Origin of the sequence: Sphingomonas sp. IC081 (genome assembly GCF_006874585.1) — a bacterium.
GTDB lineage: Bacteria > Pseudomonadota > Alphaproteobacteria > Sphingomonadales > Sphingomonadaceae > Novosphingobium.
On sequence record NZ_CP029761.1, the window covers coordinates 2,790,582 to 2,809,651 of the forward strand.

Sequence of the window (19,070 nt, forward strand, 5' to 3'; positions counted from 1 at the left end):
AGCCCCATGACCGGACATGTAACCTGCTTCGGCGAAGTGCTGCTGCGCTTCGCCACCCCTTCCCACCGCCTGATGGTTCAGTGCGATGCGCTGGACATGGTGGTGGGCGGGGCCGAGGCCAATGTCGCCTCCGGCCTTGCCTCGCTGGGCCATGGCGTGCGCATGGTCACGCGGCTGCCCGCCAGTCCGCTGGGCGACAAGGCCCGCTCGGCCCTGGCGGCGGCAGGCGTGGACACGCGCCATGTCGCCACCGGCACGGGCCGCATGGGGCTCTATTTCCTCGAAAGCGGCGCGGGCCTGCGCCCTTCCGCAATCACCTACGACCGCGCCGGCAGCACCTTTGCGACCAGCGCGCCGCAGGACTTCGACTTTGCCGCCGCGCTTGACGGCGCCCGGCTGCTGCACTTGTCCGGCATTACCCCGGCGCTTGGCCCCGGCGGCGTCACGCTGGCCAAGGCGGCGGTGCGCGCGGCGCAGGAGGCCGGCGTGCCGATCTGCTTCGACGGCAATTACCGCGCGCTGCTCTGGGAAAGCTGGGACAGCAATCCGCGCGAAGTGCTGACCGAACTGGTATCCGCCGCGACGGTAATGATCGGCAACCACCGCGACATCTCGCTGCTGCTCGGCCAGACGTTCTCCGGCGATGGCGAGGACCGTCGGCGCGAGGCGGCCGAGGCGGCCTTTGCCGCTTTCCCCAATCTCCAGATCATCGCCTCGACCGCGCGGCAGGTCGTCAACGCCGCCCACCACCGCATCGCCGCGCGGATCGACGGACGCGAGGGCGGATTCCAGACCGACGAGGTCGAAGTGACGCAGATCGTCGACCGCATCGGCACCGGAGACGCCTTTGCGGCGGGCGTGCTGCACGGCTGGCTGAACGGCGCGGATATTCAAAGAATGGCGCAGGCCGGGCTGGCCTATACGGTGCTGAAGCACTCGCTGCCCGGAGACATGTGCCTGATTGGTCCGGGAGAACTCGATGCCTTTTCCGCTTCAGGAGGCGACGTCAGGCGCTGAAACCACCCGGCGCGCGGTACTGGCCGGCGGGGCTGTCGCGCTTGCCGCCGGGGCCGCGCCGGTGCTTGCCACGCCGCCGCAAATGGCCGTCGCGGGCCGGTGCCGCGGCGTGGTCGAAAACGGCATCTGCCAGTTCCTCGGTATCCGCTATGGCCGCGCGGCACGCTTCGCACGCGCCGTGGCCGAACCATTCGGCGGAGCGCCGCTGGAAGCCCTGCGCTTCGGCCCGATCTGCCCGCAGCGCGGGCTGGACGACCAGCCGCAGTCCGAAGACTGCCTGTTCCTCAACGTCTGGACACCCGAGGCAAACCCCGCCGCCCGGCGCGCGGTCATGGTCTATTTCCACGGCGGCGCCTACACCACCGGCTCGGTCACCGATCCGCTCACCCACGGCGCGAAGCTGGCGGCGGGCGGCGACGTGGTGGTCGTCACTGTCAATCACCGGCTCAATGCGCTGGGCTATGCCTGGCTCAAACCCTTCGGCGCCAAGTACGCGGACAGCGGCAATCTCGGCCAGCTCGACCTGATCCTCGCGCTGCAATGGGTGCGTGCGCATATCGCCGCGTTCGGCGGCGATCCGGCGCGGGTCATGGTGTTCGGCCAGTCCGGCGGCGGCGCCAAGATCGCCACGCTCATGGCCATGCCCGCCGCCAGGGGCCTGTTCCACGCCGCCGCGACAATGAGCGGGCAGCAGGTGCAGGCCAGCGGACCGATGCACGCATGGGCGCGCACGCAGGCGCTGATGGCGGCGCTCGGGCTCTCCCCCGGCGATGTAGAGGCCTTGCGCACCATGCCCGTGGAGCGCCTGACCGCCGCGCTCGACACCACCGATCCGGTGATGGGCAGCGGCCCGGTCTACTTCGGCCCGGTGCTGGACATGACCAACCTGCCGCGCCACCCGTTCTGGCCCGACGCCGCGCCGCAGTCGCTCTCGGTGCCGATGATTCTCGGCAATGTGCACGACGAGACCCGCGCCTTCCTCGATCCGCGTGGGCCCAAGCTGAAAGGCCTCGACTGGAGCAACGTGGCCGAACGTATGGCCCGCGAGGTGAAGATCGACCTCGACCCGCAATGGGTGATCGACCAGTACCGCGCCCGCGAACCGGGCTGGAGCGTGGAGCAGGTCTATTATGCGGCGACCACCGCCGGCCGCTCCTGGCCCGGACAGGTGATCGAGGCGGACGAACGCGCCAAGGCGGGCGCGGCGGCGACGTGGGTCTATCAGCTGGAGCGCCCCTCCCCCCTCGATCCGCTGCGCGGCGCGGCGCATACGGATGACATTCCCTACGTGTTCGGCACGCTCGATGCGAAAGGCAGCTTTTCCGGCACCGATGCGGCGGCGCAGGCGCTGAGCACGGCGATGATGGGGGCGTTCACCGGCCTTGCGAAAACCGGGCGACCGGGGATCGCGGACTGGGCCGCCTATACGCTGCCCCAGCGCGCGACGATGGTGTTCGGGGACACGGTGCGCGTGGAGGCCGATCCGCGCGGGTGGCAGCGGGAGCTTTGGGCCACCGCGCCTTACGTGCAGCCGGGAACCTGAAGGCACCTGTTGTTACATTACCCTCCGTCGCCCCGCGAAGGCGGGGGTCCCGCTTTTCTTTGCAACGTGGCGGCCGCGCGCGCCGTTCAAGAAGCGGGATCCCCGCCTTCGCGGGGATGACGAGGTTTTGAGATTAAACTGATTAGCCGAACCGGCGCGGGCCGCAGCCGCATCCACGACCAAGCGGCGCTCCATTACAAATTCCAAGGCCGCCATGGGCGCACTACGCAGTTGGCCCGCCTGACCTAGACGGTAATGGGGGTGCAGGGGGGCTATGCTCCCCTGCCTTACCCTTACTTCTTCCCTTCCACCTTGGGCGGATTGGGATAAGCCACGATCAGCGACAGCGGCGCATCCCCCTTCTGCCAGATCCCCACGACCGCGCCGTTGTAGAGGTAGGCCGTCATCCCCGGCTTCAGCATGGCCCGCTTGCCGTCCGACACCACCTCGCCCTCGCCCGAGAGCACGTAGTAGACCTCGTCGTGCGCGATGGGATGTTCGCCGATCGCCGCCCCCTTGTGGAGGATGCGGCGGCGGAATTCCATCGCGCGCGGGGCCGGCGCAGAGTCGGAGATGCGGTAGGCCGTGCTCATGCCGATCTCGCCGTGCGGAGGAGCCTCCTCGCGCACGGTATCCTTCTCGTCGATCACGGCCATGGGCGGCGCGGACGCGGCCATGAGCAGCAGCGCCGCGATCACTGCGTACCGCCCTGGCGCATCGCCTTGTCGCGTTCGGAGAGCTTCTCCTGCGCCCCGGCATGCTGGCCCGGATAGACCCCCGACTTCGGCGTCATCGTCACGAGGTTCCAGTCCTTGTCGACAAAGGCCGCGCGGGTTTCCGCCGGGTGGGGGTAGCCGCCGACCAGCTTCTCGTCGTCGATGATCTCGCCGCGTCCTTCGGCCACGAAGAACAGCACGCGGATATCGTCGGGCGCACGGTCCCACGGACGGGCGCCGACGGTGGAGAGCAGGTCGGTTTCCAGCGTGGCAGCAGGCGTGATCCGGTAGCCGTCAAGGCTGGCGAGCGGCTGCGGCGCCTCGATCACCTTGGCCCTGGTCACCCCGTAGCGGCCCAGCATCGGCACCGGATTGCCCCAGCGGTCGACGTTGATGTTGTCCTTCGAGAACCAGGCCAGGTCGCCGTCGCCGCCCAGCGTCAGGAACGGCAGGCCCGGCGCGGTGGAATTGCCCGCGCGCATGACATTGCCGACGGCGGTGATCTCGCCGGTGACGTAAGGGTGCCCCGCCCATTCGAGGTTCATCAGGTTGTAGTGCACCGCGCGGTGGCCGGGGTCGTAGATCATGTTGTTGATCATCAGCACCTGGGCCCCGCCCTTCACCAGCGGCGAGCGCTCCATGTTGTGCGCCCAGACATTGCGGTAGAAGACGATGCCGGTGGTGTTGTCGTGGACCAGCGAGCCCTTGGAATGCTCGCCCTTGGGGTGGCTGGCATTGGCCAGGCCTTCGGCGGCGAGGTTCTCGCGGAACAGCACGTCATGGCTGGTATTGGCGCGCCATTCCTTGACGTCCTTGCCGGCAAAGCGCGGGCCGGAGGCCGACATGTTCTCGTCGATCGCCCAGAGGAACGAGCAATGCTCGATCACCACGTTGTGCGCGGCGACGGTGGAGAAGGCGTCGGCCTCCCAGTTGGAGAGATGCGGCTGGCCGTCGGCGCCGGTCATCACCCGCAAGTGGCTGATCTTGACGTCGTGCCCCTTGAGATCGATGCCGCCGCGCACGATGGTGATGCCCGGCGAGGGCGCGGTCTGCCCGGCGATGGTGAGGTAGGGCTCGTCGATCTCGAGGACCGAACGGCCAAGGTCGATCACCCCGCCCACCTCGAACACGACCGTCCGCTTGCCCTTGGCATCGATCGCCGCCTTGAGCGATCCGGGGCCGTCCTTGGCAAGCGTGGTGACGCGGATGATTCGCCCGCCGTCGCCGCCGGTGGTCGGATCCTTGGCCTGCGCGAAAGCCGAGTGGGGGGCGGCCAAAGCCAGCATGGAGGCGAGGAACAAGCGGCTGAACGCCGTCGATTTCTTCACTGTGCATCTCCCGTTTGCACTGGTTCTTGACAGGGTGGGGTCCCTGCGCTCATAACTCATGACACCGGTTACCAAGGCCGGCAAGAAAGAACTGGGTGAAGCCCGCAGATTGTCCATAAGGACAAATGCCGGCTCGCCGAAAGGCACCGAACGGTGCATGAGAGTGCGCCGCAAGGCGCAGGGAGCAGAATGCCGGACGAAAGGGTGCGCGGTCTTGCCGCACTTCCCTATGACACCGGTATCATAGACAGGCCACAAAGGCCGCGAGGGGGAGTGACCATGCCGTCGCATGTTTCGAGGATTTCGCTGTTCAAGATCGCACTGGTGGCCGGCAGCGCGCTGGCCCTTCCGCAGGCCGCATTCGCGCAGGCTGGCACGCAAGCTGGCGCTGAGCCGCAGGCAGCCATAGGCGCCGAATCGGGCACCACCACCGAGGACATCATCGTCACCGGCTTCCGCAAGTCGCTGGAAGCCGCGCTCAGCGTGAAGCGCGATTCGGTTTCCGCCGTCGATGCCGTCGTGGCCGAGGACATGGCCAAGTTCCCCGACCAGAACCTGGCCGAATCGCTCCAGCGCATCCCCGGCATCTCGATCCAGCGGGACGGCGGCGAAGGCCGCGCGATCACCGTGCGCGGCCTCGGCGCCCAGTTCACCCGCGTGCGTGTGAACGGCCTCGAAACCATCGCCACCAGCTCGGACGGCGCCTCGGCCAACCGCGACCGCGCCTTCGACTTCAACGTCTTCGCCTCCGAACTGTTCTCCAGCCTGGTCGTCCACAAGACCGCCGAAGCCAGCCTCGACGAAGGCTCGCTGGGCGCGGTGGTCGATCTCAACACCGGCAACCCGCTTTCGGGCAAGACGGGCATTTCCGCCGTGCTCAACGTGCAGGGTTCGTACAACGACCTGTCGAAGAACGTCGGCCCGCGCATTGCCGGCCTGCTGGCGTGGAAGAACGATGCGGGCACGCTCGGCATCGCGCTGTCGGGCGCCTATTCGCACACCGATACGCTGGAGACCGGCAACAACACGGTGCGCTGGTCGCAGGCCTACTTCAACTCAGTGGACGGCACGCCCTGCTTCTACTCCAACGTCGGCGCGACCGGCGGCAGCCCGGTCAATTCCGGCGGCGGCTACCGTCCCTCCGCGGCCTGCGATGCAGCCTCGCTCTCGTTCCACCCGCGCATCCCGCGCTACGGCAAGGTCGAGCATGACCGCGAGCGCCTCGGCCTGACCGGCTCGATCCAGTTCGAACCGACCGACCGCACCAAGATCTCGGTCGACGGCCTCTTTTCCTCGTTCAAGGAAAAGCGCGCCGAACAATGGCTGGAAGTGCTGGCCCGCTCCAACGAGCGCCGCTTCAACGTGGTGGACCCGGTCTACGACGACAACGGCAACATGGTCAGCGCCACGTTCAACAACGCCTACGTCCGCACCGAAAGCTACCTGCGCAAGTCGAAGACCGAGTTCTACCAGATCGGCGCGACCTGGGACCAGGACGTTTCGGACAGCTTCCGCTTCACCGTGCTGGGCGGCATGTCGCAGTCCAACGCGGACATCCCGGTCGAGACCACGATCGCCTACGACAACAAGACCGCCAACGGCTTCAGCTACGACTATTCGGACATGAAGTCGCCGGTGCTGAGCTACGGCCTCGACGTGACCGATCCGGCCAACTTCCAGCTGGCCGAAATCCGCGACCGTCCCTCCTACGTGAAGAACCGCTTCAAGACCGCGCAGCTGCGTACCGAGTGGGACATCGCCGAGGGCGCCACCTTCAAGGTCGGCGCGGTCTGGCGGCGCTACAACTTCCGCACCCAACTGTTCCAGCGTGACACCGCCGCCTGCGGCGCCAACGGCACCCTGGACCTGATCCTCGGCCAGGTCACCTGCTCGACCTCGGTCTACGGGTTGCCGGTCAGTTCCGGGATCTCGCAGATCGTCAACCTCGGCGACGCCGGTCAATCGAGCGGCACCACCGACCAGTGGCTGGTGGCCGACATCGCCAAGGCGGCCGCCTATACCAACCTCTACGACCGCACCGCGAAGGAGGACCTTGGCAACAACCGCCGCGTTCAGGAAACCACCTCGGGCGGCTACTTCCAGTTCGACTTCAAGGGCGACCTGTTCGGCCTCGAATATGCAGGCAACGCGGGCGTTCGTTATGCCCATACCGCGCAGAAGTCGACCGGCTACACCGCCGGGCTCGCCGGCACCGTCTCACGCACGTATGACGACTGGCTGCCGGCAATGAACCTCGCGTTCTACCCCGCCCACGACGTGATCGTGCGCGGCGCGATCGCCAAGGTCATCACCCGTCCCTCGCTCGGCAACCTCAATCCGGGCGGTTCGGTCGACGGCTTCAACTACCGCGTGACCTTCGGCAACCCGTTCCTCGATCCCTACCGCGCGACCAACTTCGATGCCTCGGTCGAATGGTACTTCGCCCCCGGCGCGCTGTTCTCGGTGGCCGGCTTCATCAAGAAGATCGAGAGCTTCCCGGTTGCCGGCACCTATGTCGCCACCCTGCCGCAGCTCGGCCTCGGCCGCGATGTGCTGGGCCAGAGCACGCCGGCCTACATCAACTACGACCCCAATCAGGAATACATCGTCTCCTCGCAGGTCAACGGCACCGGGGCGACACTGAAGGGCGTGGAAGTGGCGCTGCAACTGCCCTTCACCTTCCTGCCGGGCATTCTCAGCCACACCGGCTTCCAGGGCAACGCCACCTTCATCAAGAGCAACGCCGACTACACGATCACCGGGCCCGCCACTTCGGCCTGTACCCGCAATGCGACGACCGGCGCCTGCGCCCTCACCGGCGTCTCGGCGGTCTATACCCAGACCCTGCTCGGCGTGTCGAAGAAGGCCGCCAACGCCACGCTCTACTATGACGACGGCACGTTCAGCATCCGTGGCTCGGTCAGCTATCGCGGTCCCTTCGTGGACGGCACCAGCGCCACCGGCAACGTCTTTGAAGGGTACGGCTCCTACACCAGCGTCGACGCGGCGATCCGCTACAAGGCGACCGAGTGGCTGGAACTGTCGATCGACGGCAACAACCTGACCGACACCTACCGCTACCGCTTCACCGACGTGACGGCCGAGCGCAACTACGAGAACAACCACTTCGGGCGCACCATCCTGTTCGGCGCACGGGTCAAGTACTGATCCCTGACACCGGCCCGAAGGCTCTGAATACCTGACTTAAAATTGGAGAGTGCCGTCATGACCTTCGACCGTCGATCGTTCATGGCGGCCTCTCTCGTTTCCGGCCTGGTCGCCGCAGACGCTATGGCGCAGACCGCGCCGCCGGTGGCCACGGGCAAGCCCCGCGCCCCCGGCCTGCCCCAACCTGCCGAGACCATCGACCTCTGGCCCAGGGGCGCGCCGGGCCTGCCCGCAAAAGCGCTCACCGAAACGGTCGACGAACGCTCTTCCGACGAACTCGTCACCGACCGCGCCGTCTACGGCATCACCCGCCCGCGCATGGCGGTGTTCCGGCCCGATCGGCCCAATGGCGCGGCGGTGCTGCTGACGCCCGGCGGCGGCTACAAGTGGGTGGTGGTCGACAAGGAAGGCTACGAAATGGCGCGCTGGCTGACCGCGCGCGGCTTCACCGCCTTCGTGCTGTTCTACCGCCTGCCCGGCGAAGGCTGGACCAGCGGACCCGACACCCCGCTGATCGATGCCCAGCGCGCCATGCGCCTGATCCGCCACCGCGCGCGCGACTTCGCGATCGATCCCGAGCGTGTTGCCGCCATGGGCTTTTCCGCCGGCGGCCATGTCTGCGCCAGCCTCGCCGCCCGCTTCGCCGCTGCGGTCTATGCGCCGGTGGACGCGGCAGACCGGCTTTCCGCCAAGCCCTTCTGCGCCGCGCCGATCTATCCGGTGGTCTCGATGGATCCCGCCATCGCCCATGCCGGATCGCGCGACCTGCTGCTTGGCCCCGCCCCCACGCCTGCGCTGGAAGCGACTTATTCGCCCGACCGCACCGTGCCCGCCGACGCCCCGCCGCACTGGCTGCTCCATGCCGAGGATGACGACGCCGTGCCGGCGGAAAACACCGTGCGCCTGCGCGCCGCATTGAAGGCGCGCGGCATTCCGGTGGAGGCGCATTTCTTCGAACACGGCGGCCACGGTTTTGGCCTGCGCAAGGCCATCGGCAAGCCGGTGGAGGCATGGCCCGAACTCTGGCGCGCCTGGGCGCGGACCAAGGGCCTGGGATAGAGAACCGACAGAATGAGCATGGACAGACGTGAAGCACTAAGGGCCGCCCTGATCGGCGGCGCCGGTCTTGCAGCAGGCGGGCTTCGGGGGGAAGCCGCTGCCGCAAGGGAGCCCGGGGCGGGCAACTCTCCTCCTCCGCCCGCCCCGGCTCCCGTCCATTGGCGGCGCGGGTTCGACAACCAGCGCATTGCCGATCTGGGCGCTACGGCCACTGGGGGCATCATGCTCAACCCGGTGCTTTCCGGGGACCGGCCCGACCCGGCGATCCTCAAGGACGGCGAGGACTATTACCTCACCTTTTCCAGCTTCGATTCCTATCCCGGCCTCACCATCTGGCACAGCCGCGACCTGGTGAACTGGCAGCCGAGGAAGCCCGCACTCACCCGCAATATCGGCTCGGTCTGGGCGGTGAGCCTCGAAAAACACAAAGGCCGCTATTTCCTCTACATCCCGGTCAAGGCGGAGCCCAACGAGATCTACGTGATCTGGGCCGATCACATCGACGGCCCGTGGAGCGACCCGAAACCGCTGGGCCTGCACGAGCATATCGACCCCTGCCACGCGGTGGGCGAGGACGGTTCGCGCTGGCTGTTCCTTTCGGGCGGAGACCGCGTAAGGCTCACCGAGGACGGGCTCTCGCTGGCGGGCAAGGTCGAGCATGTCTACGATCCCTGGCACTATCCCGAGGATTGGGATGTCGAGGGTTTCTCGCCCGAGGGCCCCAAGATCCACCGCCACGGCGACTGGTTCTACATGCTTACCGCCGTGGGCGGCACCGCCGGCCCGCCGACCGGCCACATGGTGATCGCCGCCCGCGCGCGGTCGATCCACGGGCCGTGGGAACAGCACCCCGGCAATCCGCTGGTCCGCACCGAAAACCAGTCCGAAGCCTGGTGGTCGCGCGGCCATGCCTCGCTGGTCGAAGGGCCGGACAAGCGCTGGTACACGCTCTACCACGGGTTCGAGAACGGCTTCTGGACACTGGGCCGCCAGTGCCTGCTCGATACCATCGAATGGACCGGTGACGGCTGGTTCCGCATGACCGGCGGCGATCTTTCGCAGCCGCTGCCGGTGCCGAAAGTGGCCAGCCCCCTGCCGCATGGCATGGCGCTGTCGGACGATTTTTCGAAACCGCTGGCGATGGGCGCCAAGTGGTCGTTCTTCCGCCCCGCGCCCGACGAAGCCAGCCGCGTGCGGGTTGAGAACGGCGCGCTGCATCTCAAGGGCAAGGGCCTCGCCCCGTCGAGCGGATCGCCGCTGCTGCTGGTGGCGGGCGACACCAGCTACCGGTTCGAATGCGACATCGAGATTCCGCCCGGCGGCACCGCCGGCCTCGTGCTGTTCTATGACGACAAGCTCTACGCCGGGCTGGGCTTCGACCAGACCCGCTTCGTCACCCACCAGTACGGCATGGAACGCGGCCGCCCCGCCAACCCGCTCGGCCGCCGCATGAAGATGCGCGTCACCAACCGCCGCCACATCGTTTCCTACCACACCTCCGGCGATGGCGGGAAAACGTGGAAGCGATTTGATCGCGGCATGGAGGTCTCCGGCTACCACCACAATGTCCGTGGGGGGTTCCTCATGCTGCGTCCCGGCCTATATGCTGCCGGTGAAGGCGAAACCATTTTCCGCGATTTCCGTTTCACCGCTCTGGAAGACTGATGCCCATTCGCCCCCTTGAACTTCACCCCGACCGCCTGCTCCCGGCCGATCCCGCCACCCGCAAGCTGGCGCGCGAGCTCTACCGCCACGTGGCAGGCCTGCCGATCGTCAGCCCGCACGGCCACACCGATCCGCGCTGGTTCGCCGGCAACGAGACCTTCGGCAATGCCACCGAGCTGCTGCTGGTGCCGGACCACTACGTGTTCCGCATGCTCTATTCGCAAGGGATCGCGATGGAGGACCTCGGCGTGCGCAACCGCGACGCCGATCCCCGCGCGGCGTGGCGACTGCTTGCGGAAAACTACTTCCTGTTCCGCGGCACCCCGTCGCGCATGTGGCTGGACTGGGTCTTTGCCGAGGCCTTCGGCATCAGCGTGCAATTGAACGCCGAAACCAGCGACCTCTATTTCGACACCATCACCGAGAAGCTGGCGACCGACGATTTCCGCCCGCGCGCGCTGTTCGACCGCTATGGCATCGAGGCGATCGCGACGACCGAAAGCCCGCTCGACACGCTGGAACACCACGCCGCGATCCGCGCCGAAAACGCCCGCCCCGGCGGCTGGCAGGGCAAGGTCATCACCGCCTATCGCCCCGATCCGGTGGTCGACCCGGAATTCGAGGGCTTCCGCGACAACCTTGCGAAGTTCTCCGGGATCACCGGAGAGGATTGCCTCACCTGGCAAGGCTACCTCGCCGCGCACCGCCAGCGCCGCCGCTTCTTCGCGCAAATGGGCGCAACCTCCACCGACCACGGCCACCCGACGCCGAGGACGGCCGACCTCTCGCCCGCCGAGGCGGAAGCGCTGTTCGACAAGGTCAGCAAGGGCAGCTTCACACCCCAGGACGCCGAACTGTTCCGCGCGCAGATGCTCACCGAAATGGCCGGCATGAGCCTGGAGGACGGGCTGGTCATGCAGATCCACCCCGGCGCCTTCCGCAACCACAATGCCCGCGTGTTCGAGCGCTTCGGCCGCGACAAGGGCGCGGACATTCCCTCGCGCACCGAATATGTCGCCAATCTCAAGCCCTTGCTGGACAAGTACGGCAACGAGCCCGGCCTCTCGGTGATCCTCTTCACCCTGGATGAGAGCACGTATGCCCGCGAACTCGCCCCGCTGGCCGGGCACTATCCCTGCCTGAAGCTGGGCCCGGCATGGTGGTTCCATGACAGCCCCGAAGGCATGCGCCGTTTCCGCCGTGCGGCCACGGAAACCGCCGGTTTCTACAATACCGTGGGCTTCAATGACGATACCCGCGCGTTCCTGTCGATCCCCGCCCGCCACGATGTCGCGCGCAGGATCGATTGCGGGTTCCTTGCCGAACTCGTAATGGAGCATCGTATCGAGGATTGGGAAGCCGCCGAGCTGGCGCGTGACCTGACCTACAATCTCGTCAAGAAGGCCTATCGTCTGTGAGACTCTCCAGCGAAACGCTGTCCCGTCTGCCCGAATCCGTCGCCCGCCCGGGCTATGACCGCAGCGCGCAGGCGGCGGGCATCGTCCACTTCGGCATCGGCGCGTTCCACCGCGCGCATCAGGCCTGGTATACCGACCGGGCGATGGCCAGGGGCGACCGCGACTGGGGCATCATCGGCGTTTCGCTGCGTTCGGCCAATGTCGCGCGCCAGCTCAATCCGCAGGACGGGCTCTACACGCTCACCGAATGCTCGGCCGAGCGCAACCGCATGCGCGTGGTCGGATCGGTCCAGCGGGTGATCGTCGCCAGCGAGGATCCGGAAGCGGTGATCGCCCAGATCGCCGCGCCGGAAACCCGGATCGTGACCTTCACCGTCACCGAAAAGGGCTATTGCCGCGCCGCCGACGGATCGCTCGACCCGTTCCTGGCGCATCACGGCAGCATCTACGCCTTCCTCGAAGCCGGCCTGCGCCGCCGCCGCGAGCAAGGCCTGCCCGGCCTGACGCTGCTTTCCTGCGACAACCTTGCCCTCAACGGCCGCCAGCTGGAACGGCTGATGGGCGAATACCTCGCGCTCAAGGATGCCGATCTCGGCGCCTGGGTGGCGGCGGAATGCACGTTCCCCTGCGCGATGATCGACCGCATCGTGCCCGCCACCACCGCCGCCGACCGCAAGATGGTGGCAACGCTCGCCCGGCTGGACGACGACGGCGCGGTGATGACCGAACCGTTCAGCCAGTGGGTGATCGAGGACAAGTTCGCCGGCCCTCGCCCGCAGTGGGAGAATGTCGGCGCCGAACTGGTCGGCGATGTCGCGCCTTACGAGGCGGCGAAGCTGCGCATGCTCAACGGCGCGCATTCGGCGCTGGCCTATCTCGGCCTCGAACACGGGCATGCCTTTGTCCATCAGGCAGTCGGCGATCCGGCGATCCGCCCGCTGATCGAGCGGCTGATGCACGAGGAAGCCCAGCCGACCATCCAGGCCGCGCCGGGGCAGGACCTTCAGGCCTATGCCGACGCGCTGCTGGCCCGCTTCGCCAATCCCGCGCTGCAGCACCGGCTGATCCAGATCGCAATGGACGGCAGCCAGAAGATCCCCCAACGCTGGCTGGAAACGCTCGCCGCCAATCAGGAAAAGGGCCTGCAGTGCCCGGCAATCCTCACCGCGCTGGCGGCATGGCTGCGCCACGTGCGCGGCGACAATGCCGCCAAGTGGGGGCCGGTCGACGATCCGATGGCCGCGCGCCTTGCCGACATCTGGCGCGATGAGGGCGTGGACGGCACCCCGCGGGCGCTGTTCGGCGCGCAAGGGCTGTTCGCCAAGACCTGGCAGGCGAGCGAGGCCGACTTTGCCGCGCTGGCCCAGCGACTGGCCCGCGCGACCGCCTGACCCGAGGCTCCGGATGGTCGTGCGCCGCCGCGTCAAACTGTTCTTCGACGGCGGTTGCCGCCCCAATCCCGGCCGCATCGAGGTGGCCGTGGTGGTGCGCGGCACCGTCCATTTCGAGGACGATCTTGGCCATGGCACCAACCGCGATGCCGAATGGCTGGCGCTGATCCGCGCCCTGGAACTGGCACAGGCGCAGGGCCTGACCGGGGCCGAATTCATCGGCGATGCCCGGGAGATCACCGGGCAGGCCAGTCAGGCCCTTGCCCGTCCGGATGAAGCCGCGGATCGTCTCGAGGACGGCGGCCATCTCTCCCGCGTCATCGCGCTTGCCCGCGACGTGCGCCCCGCGCGGATCCGCTGGATCAAGCGCGAACAGAACCTCGCCGGAATCGCGCTGGCAGCGCGACATCCGCGCTAAACCCGCTGGCGGCGCGGTTTCCCAAACCCGCTTGCTTCACGCCGTGCCCGTGAGCCTGCCGCCCGTGGCTTCGTCCAGCGTATAGTCCGGCAACCCTTCCAGCGCCTGGCGCAGCGCCTCGCCCCAACTGGTCGAGATCGACTGGAAATAAGGATCGCTGGCCTCGATCCGGCGTTCGTGCAGCGGCGTGAAACCATCGGTTTCCAGCACCAGCAGGTCGAGCGGCATGCCGACCGAGAGATTGGCCTTGAGTGTCGAATCGAACGAGACGCACATCAGCTTCACCGCCGCCTCGAAACTCATGTCGCGCTCATAGCCGCGAATCAGGATCGGGCGCCCGTACTTGGTCTCGCCGATCTGGAAGAACGGCGTGTCGAAGCTGGCCTCGATAAAGTTGCCTTCGGGGTAGATCAGGAACAGGCGCGGCTCCATGCCCTTGATCTGGCCCGCCACGATCATCGTCGCACTGAAGGTGCCCGCCGCCGCGGTCTGGCCATTGTCGGCCGCGCGTTCCTCGATCACGTCCTGGAGCAGGTTGCCGACGATCGTGGCGACCTGGAACATCGTCGGCGCTTCAAGCAGCGAATTGTGCCGCTCCGCCGGAGCCTTGTTGCGTTCCTCAAGCTGGCTGATCACCGCCTGGGTGGTGGCGAGATTGCCCGCCGTCATCACCGCGATCACCCGCTCTCCGGGAACCTGCCAATGGTACATCTTCCGGAAGGTCGAGATATTGTCGACCCCGGAATTGGTGCGGGTGTCGCTCATCAGCACGAGCCCGCGGTCCAGCATCATGCCCACGCAATAGGTCATGGAATTCTAAGCCCCGATCATTTCGCTTCCCCGCCTGTCCTGCGCGGGGATCCCGGCTTCAGCCGCTTTGCTGCTGCTGTCCGCCATGGGAGGACTGCTGCTGTTGCTGCTGGCCTAGCATCTTCTCGCCCACCGACAAACGCACTTCGAGACGGCTATCCCCGCCTCCCGTCGCAATCCCGGTTACCGGAGCCGCCTCACTATAATCGCAACCGGTGGCCACGCGAATATACCGTTCATCGGGGCACATGGCATTGGACACGTCGAATCCGACCCAGCCCAGCCCCGCAATATGCGCCTCGGCCCAGCCGTGCCCGGCGTCCTGCTCCACCCGGTCGTTCATCTTGAGATAGCCGCCGACGTACCGCATCGGAATTTCGAGCAGCCGCCCCGCCGCGATGAGCACATGGGCATGGTCCTGGCATACCCCCCGGCCTGCCGCCAGCGCCTCTTCCGCCGTGGTCTTGGTATCGGTGGAACCGCGCACGTATTCGACCCGCTCGGCCACCTTGGCGGAGAGCGCGTGGAGGAATTCCAGCGGATCGCGCGGGTCCGCGTCCACCGCCTCGACCAGCGCCCGCACCCGCGCCCCGGCCCGGGTCAGCGGGGTCGGCCGCAGGAACATCCAGAGCGGCATCAGCCCGCTGTGCTGGCCGGTAATGCCGTTGTTGTCGACCGTGCGCACGGTGCCCCGGCAGGTCACGACAACCTCCTGCGCCCCCGGTTCGATCGCGATCAGCGTGGTGTGGCTGTCATGATGGTCGTCGTAGTCGCTCTCGGCCGTGGCGCCGGTCAGCTCCATCGCCCAGTCGACCACTTCCTGCCCATGCGTGGTCTTGGGCCGCAGTTTCAGCCGCTGAAGACCGTGCATGACCGGACTGTCGAAGGTGTAGCGGGTGGTGTGGGTCACGGTCAGCAGCATGGGATCTGTCCCTTCTACTCGATGAAGCGGTAATCGGCGGCGATGGCGTTGCCGAGCTGGCTGGTGCGGCCGATGAAGTCCTGGAGGAATTCGTGGAGGCCGGTCTCGAAGATGCCCTCGATCGTGGTGCGCTGGAGCATCTCGCCGGTGTCGCGCATGATCGCATGCGCGGACGTCTCCTCGCCGTACTCCTTGGCCAGCCCGCCGAGATTGCTGCGCAGCTTCTCGTAGCAGAACACCAGGCTGCGCGGGAACTGGCCGTCGAGGATGAGGAACCGGGCGATCCCGCGCGGGTCCATCGCCCCGGCATTGAGCCAGGAATAGGCACGGTTGCCCGCCACCGAGCGCAGCAGCGTATCCCACTGCACGTTGTCGAGGCTGGACCCCACCCAGGCCACCGAGGGGAGCAGCACGTAATACTTCACGTCGAGGATACGCGCGGTACTGTCGGCCCGCTCGATGAAGGTGCCGATGCGCGCAAAGTTGAACACCTCGTTGCGCAGCATCGTGCCTTCGAGCGCGCCGCGCACCAGCGTGCCCTGACGGCGGATCGCGGTGAGCACTTCGCCGAGGTTGGCCTCGCGCACCGGCCGCGCGAGCAGCTCGGAAAGGTTCATCCAGCCTTCGTTAGTGGCCTCCCACACCGAATTGGTGAGGCTGGTGCGGACCATGCGGGCATTGGTGCGCGCATTCTCCATCATGCGCAGCACCGAGGCCGGGTTGTCCTTCTCGCGCAGCAGGTAATTGAACACCTGCGGCCCGCCGAAGTCCGAATGGCGCGCGGCATAGTCGTCCACCTGCCCGGTGGTGGTGAGGACCGATTTCCACTCCTCGTCCTGCGCATGCTTGTCGCTGCGGGTCAGCGCGAGGTGGAACCCCACGTCGATCAGCCGCGCGGTATTCTCCGCCCGTTCAAGGTAGCGGCTCATCCAGTAAACGCCGTTGGCAGCACGTCCGAGCATTATTCGTCCAGTACCCAGGTATCCTTGGTGCCGCCGCCCTGCGACGAATTGACCACCAGCGAGCCCTTCTTGAGCGCCACGCGGGTGAGCCCGCCCGGCGTGATGTCGATCCCGTCGGGCGAGACCAGGACATAGGGCCGCAGGTCCACATGGCGCGGCGAGAGCCCCGCCTTGGTGAAGATCGGCACGGTGGAAAGCGACAGCGTGGGCTGCGCGATGTAGTTGTGCGGCTTGGCCCGCAGCTTGGCCTCGAAGGCGGCCAGTTCCTTCTTCGAGGAGGTCGGCCCGATCAGCATGCCGTAGCCGCCCGAACCGTGGACTTCCTTGACGACAAGGTCCGACAGGTTGTCGAGCACATAGGCCAGGGCATCGGGTTCCGAACAGCGCCAGGTCGGCACATTGGGCAGGATCGGCTTCTCGCCGGTATAGAACTCGACGATCTCGGGCATGTAGCTGTAGATCGCCTTGTCGTCGGCGATGCCGGTGCCCGGGGCATTGGCGATGGTGATGCCGCCCGACCGGTAGACATCCATGATCCCGGCAACGCCCAGCACCGAATCGGGCTGGAAGCTCAGCGGATCGAGATAATCGTCGTCCACCCGGCGGTAGATCACGTCGATCGCCTTGTAGCCGGTGGTCGTGCGCATGGCGACGCGCCCGTCCACCACCCGCAGGTCGCTGCCCTCCACCAGTTCGGCGCCCATCTGGTCGGCCAGGAAGGCGTGTTCGAAATAGGCCGAATTGTAGATGCCCGGCGTCAGCACCGCCACCGTCGGCCGCCCCGATCCCTTGAAGGCCGGCGGCGCGCAGGCGCGCAAGCTGCGGGCAAGGCGGCGCGGATAGTCGGAAACGGGGCGTACCGGAACCTTGGTGAACAGTTCCGGGAACATCGCCATCATCGTCTCGCGGTTCTCCAGCATGTAGGAGACCCCCGAAGGCGTGCGGGCATTGTCCTCCAGCACCATGAATTCATCGGGACCGGTGCGCACGAGGTCGATGCCGACGATGTGGGTATAGACGCCGCCGGGCGGGGTCATGCCGATCATCTGCGGCAGGTAGGCGACATTGTCGCGCAGGGCGCTGATCGGCAACCGGCCCGAACGGACGATTTCCTGGCGGTGATAGAGATCCTGCAGGAAGGCATTGAGCGCCCGCACCCGCTGCTCGATCCCGCGCGTCAGCTTGCGCCATTCGCGGGCGGTGATGATGCGGGGGATGAGGTCGAAGGGGATCAGCCGTTCTTCGGCCGCTTCGTCGCCATAGACATTGAAGGTGATGCCGATCCGGCGAAAGAACCGCTCCGCCTCGGCCTGCTGGCGATTGAACCAGGTCTTGTCCTGCGATTCATACCACTGGCTGAGATCGGCATAGGCGGGTCTGACAGACCCGTCCGTTTCAAGCATTTCGTCGAAGTTGGTTTTGCCCGCAGCCGACATTGTGACTCCCTGTTGACCATGTGATGCAACAAGGATTCGCACTTGCCAAGCGGTTACGCTGCAACTGCGAAAGAAAAATATTTACCCTGCCGGGCACTACGGAGAACTATTCAAACGATATCATTCCGCCGCAAGCAACTTCACCCAAGCAAGCCGCGCCCGGTCAGGTCGGCCCGCAGGGCTTCGGCGTCGCGGAAATGGTGGACCTGCCAGCCGAGTGCGGCAGCACCGGCGATATTGTCGGGATTGTCGTCGATGAACAGCATCGATTCGGGCGCATGGCCAAAACGGCGGGCGGCGAGTTCGTAGATCTCGCGGTGCGGCTTCACGAGCTTCTCGTCGCCCGAGACGACAACATCGCCGAACAGGTCGAACAGCGGCTCGCCGGCCCGGAATTCGCGCCAGAAAGTGCTGGCGAAATTGGTGATGGCATAGAGCGGCACGGCGCGTGCGGCGAGTTCGCGCACGATCTCGTGGCTGCCGGGAACATGGCCCGGGATCGTCTCGAGGAAACGCGTGGCATAGGCATCGATCAGGTCGTCGTGACCGGGAAACTCGGCCTTGCGCGCGGCGACCATCTCTTCGAGATCGCGCCCGGCATCATGCTCGAAATGCCACTCCTCGGTGACCACGTGCGTGCAGAACCAGTCGAGCTTCGCGGGATCGTCGATCAGCCGCGCGAACAGGCCGCGCATGTCCCACTGGACCAGCACGCGCCCGACATCAAAAACGACGGCCTGGACGGGATCGGCATTCTGCATTTCACGCGTGCTCCGGACATGACAAGACCCCCGCCTGGGGCGGGGGTCCAATGTCGTCGCGATGACGGCTTGCCCGATGCCCCGCCGAGGCGGGGACGGGCAAGACGAATCAGCCCTGGCGAGCCTTGAAGCGACGGTTGGTCTTGTTGATCACGTAAGTGCGGCCGCGACGACGGATCACGCGGTTGTCCCGGTGGCGACCCTTGAGCGACTTCAGGCTGTTCACAATCTTCATGGTTCGTCTCGTCTTGGTGGTTCGGCGGTTGTTCCAACAGCAACTGGGCCGCCGCCAGAAATTTGAAGTGGCGCCGTTAGTGGCAGTGGCTTGCAAAGTCAAGCGCGAGAGCCCATGCCTTGTGCTCGAACGCGCCCTGATCTTGCCCGGTTTTTCGTACTCTGTCTGTAGAATCGCCCCGTTCATCATGGGGCAATCGCCAGGCTCCGATAAACCATCGC

General features: G+C 66.6%; 16 protein-coding genes. 8 read left to right on the plus strand and 8 right to left on the minus strand.

Going from position 1 to position 19,070, the window contains the following annotated elements:
• Positions 1-6: 6 nt before the first annotated feature.
• Together DM450_RS13270 and DM450_RS13275 are read left to right on the plus strand one after the other, a co-directional pair.
• Positions 7-1,017 carry a sugar kinase gene (locus DM450_RS13270; RefSeq protein WP_142635532.1) on the plus strand — a complete coding sequence of 337 codons (1,011 nt, stop codon included), beginning with the start codon at positions 7-9 and terminating at the stop codon, positions 1,015-1,017.
• Positions 980-2,560: a carboxylesterase/lipase family protein gene (locus DM450_RS13275; protein WP_142635534.1), complete on the plus strand. Its 1,581-nt coding sequence runs from the start codon at positions 980-982 to the stop codon at positions 2,558-2,560. Before DM450_RS13270 ends, DM450_RS13275 begins: the two co-directional genes overlap by 38 nt.
• A gap of 293 nt (positions 2,561-2,853) precedes the next feature.
• Here the strand turns inward: DM450_RS13275 and DM450_RS13280 are convergent, their stop codons facing one another.
• Positions 2,854-3,258, minus strand: a complete 405-nt coding sequence (locus DM450_RS13280; protein WP_142635536.1) for a cupin domain-containing protein — start codon at positions 3,256-3,258, stop codon at positions 2,854-2,856.
• The gene (locus DM450_RS13285; protein ID WP_142637882.1) at positions 3,255-4,562 is read right to left on the minus strand and encodes a polysaccharide lyase family 1 protein; all 1,308 of its coding nucleotides are present in this window, start codon (positions 4,560-4,562) and stop codon (positions 3,255-3,257) included. The genes DM450_RS13280 and DM450_RS13285 overlap by 4 nt, the downstream gene beginning before the upstream one ends.
• Positions 4,563-4,883: 321 nt before the next feature.
• Between DM450_RS13285 and DM450_RS13290 the strand changes: the two genes are divergently transcribed.
• The 6 genes from DM450_RS13290 to DM450_RS13315 are packed head-to-tail and all read left to right on the plus strand — an operon-like array spanning position 4,884 to position 13,723.
• Entirely contained in the window at positions 4,884-7,772 is a 2,889-nt protein-coding gene (locus tag DM450_RS13290; protein ID WP_142635538.1) for a TonB-dependent receptor, read from the plus strand.
• Between the two features lie 57 nt (positions 7,773-7,829).
• The gene (locus DM450_RS13295) at positions 7,830-8,831 is read left to right on the plus strand and encodes an alpha/beta hydrolase (RefSeq protein ID WP_142635540.1); all 1,002 of its coding nucleotides are present in this window, start codon (positions 7,830-7,832) and stop codon (positions 8,829-8,831) included.
• A 12-nt stretch (positions 8,832-8,843) separates the two neighbouring features.
• Positions 8,844-10,496, plus strand: a complete 1,653-nt coding sequence (locus tag DM450_RS13300; protein ID WP_142635542.1) for a family 43 glycosylhydrolase — start codon at positions 8,844-8,846, stop codon at positions 10,494-10,496.
• Positions 10,496-11,914 carry a glucuronate isomerase gene (gene uxaC, locus DM450_RS13305; protein WP_185928607.1) on the plus strand — a complete coding sequence of 473 codons (1,419 nt, stop codon included), beginning with the start codon at positions 10,496-10,498 and terminating at the stop codon, positions 11,912-11,914. The genes DM450_RS13300 and uxaC overlap by 1 nt, the downstream gene beginning before the upstream one ends.
• Positions 11,911-13,305, plus strand: coding sequence for a mannitol dehydrogenase family protein (locus tag DM450_RS13310; protein ID WP_142635544.1), 1,395 nt, complete (start codon positions 11,911-11,913; stop codon positions 13,303-13,305). The genes uxaC and DM450_RS13310 overlap by 4 nt, the downstream gene beginning before the upstream one ends.
• A gap of 13 nt (positions 13,306-13,318) precedes the next feature.
• Positions 13,319-13,723, plus strand: coding sequence for a reverse transcriptase-like protein (locus tag DM450_RS13315; protein ID WP_185928608.1), 405 nt, complete (start codon positions 13,319-13,321; stop codon positions 13,721-13,723).
• A gap of 36 nt (positions 13,724-13,759) precedes the next feature.
• Here the strand turns inward: DM450_RS13315 and DM450_RS13320 are convergent, their stop codons facing one another.
• The 6 genes from DM450_RS13320 to ykgO all read right to left on the minus strand — a co-directional run bounded on the left by DM450_RS13320 (position 13,760) and on the right by ykgO (position 18,849).
• Positions 13,760-14,533, minus strand: a complete 774-nt coding sequence (locus DM450_RS13320) for a proteasome-type protease (protein ID WP_142635547.1) — start codon at positions 14,531-14,533, stop codon at positions 13,760-13,762.
• Positions 14,534-14,591: 58 nt separating this feature from the next.
• Positions 14,592-15,455 carry a transglutaminase domain-containing protein gene (locus DM450_RS13325; protein ID WP_142635549.1) on the minus strand — a complete coding sequence of 288 codons (864 nt, stop codon included), beginning with the start codon at positions 15,453-15,455 and terminating at the stop codon, positions 14,592-14,594.
• A gap of 14 nt (positions 15,456-15,469) precedes the next feature.
• The gene (locus tag DM450_RS13330) at positions 15,470-16,417 is read right to left on the minus strand and encodes an alpha-E domain-containing protein (protein WP_142635551.1); all 948 of its coding nucleotides are present in this window, start codon (positions 16,415-16,417) and stop codon (positions 15,470-15,472) included.
• Positions 16,417-17,853: a circularly permuted type 2 ATP-grasp protein gene (locus tag DM450_RS13335; protein ID WP_142635553.1), complete on the minus strand. Its 1,437-nt coding sequence runs from the start codon at positions 17,851-17,853 to the stop codon at positions 16,417-16,419. Before DM450_RS13335 ends, DM450_RS13330 begins: the two co-directional genes overlap by 1 nt.
• 140 nt (positions 17,854-17,993) lie before the next feature.
• Positions 17,994-18,614 carry an HAD family hydrolase gene (locus tag DM450_RS13340; protein ID WP_142635555.1) on the minus strand — a complete coding sequence of 207 codons (621 nt, stop codon included), beginning with the start codon at positions 18,612-18,614 and terminating at the stop codon, positions 17,994-17,996.
• Between the two features lie 109 nt (positions 18,615-18,723).
• Entirely contained in the window at positions 18,724-18,849 is a 126-nt protein-coding gene (gene ykgO, locus DM450_RS13345; RefSeq protein WP_029724010.1) for a type B 50S ribosomal protein L36, read from the minus strand.
• Positions 18,850-19,070: the final 221 nt, after the last annotated feature.

Coding starts and splice junctions, on each gene's coding strand:
- DM450_RS13270 (WP_142635532.1), top strand. CDS start 7: ATGACCGGACATGTAACCTGCTTCGGCGAAGTGCTGCTGCGCTTCGCC.
- DM450_RS13275 (WP_142635534.1), top strand. CDS start 980: ATGCCTTTTCCGCTTCAGGAGGCGACGTCAGGCGCTGAAACCACCCGG.
- DM450_RS13285 (WP_142637882.1), bottom strand. CDS start 4,562: ATGCTGGCTTTGGCCGCCCCCCACTCGGCTTTCGCGCAGGCCAAGGAT.
- DM450_RS13290 (WP_142635538.1), top strand. CDS start 4,884: ATGCCGTCGCATGTTTCGAGGATTTCGCTGTTCAAGATCGCACTGGTG.
- DM450_RS13295 (WP_142635540.1), top strand. CDS start 7,830: ATGACCTTCGACCGTCGATCGTTCATGGCGGCCTCTCTCGTTTCCGGC.
- DM450_RS13300 (WP_142635542.1), top strand. CDS start 8,844: ATGAGCATGGACAGACGTGAAGCACTAAGGGCCGCCCTGATCGGCGGC.
- uxaC (WP_185928607.1), top strand. CDS start 10,496: ATGCCCATTCGCCCCCTTGAACTTCACCCCGACCGCCTGCTCCCGGCC.
- DM450_RS13315 (WP_185928608.1), top strand. CDS start 13,319: ATGGTCGTGCGCCGCCGCGTCAAACTGTTCTTCGACGGCGGTTGCCGC.
- DM450_RS13320 (WP_142635547.1), bottom strand. CDS start 14,533: ATGACCTATTGCGTGGGCATGATGCTGGACCGCGGGCTCGTGCTGATG.
- DM450_RS13325 (WP_142635549.1), bottom strand. CDS start 15,455: ATGCTGCTGACCGTGACCCACACCACCCGCTACACCTTCGACAGTCCG.
- DM450_RS13330 (WP_142635551.1), bottom strand. CDS start 16,417: ATGCTCGGACGTGCTGCCAACGGCGTTTACTGGATGAGCCGCTACCTT.
- DM450_RS13335 (WP_142635553.1), bottom strand. CDS start 17,853: ATGTCGGCTGCGGGCAAAACCAACTTCGACGAAATGCTTGAAACGGAC.
- DM450_RS13340 (WP_142635555.1), bottom strand. CDS start 18,614: ATGCAGAATGCCGATCCCGTCCAGGCCGTCGTTTTTGATGTCGGGCGC.
- ykgO (WP_029724010.1), bottom strand. CDS start 18,849: ATGAAGATTGTGAACAGCCTGAAGTCGCTCAAGGGTCGCCACCGGGAC.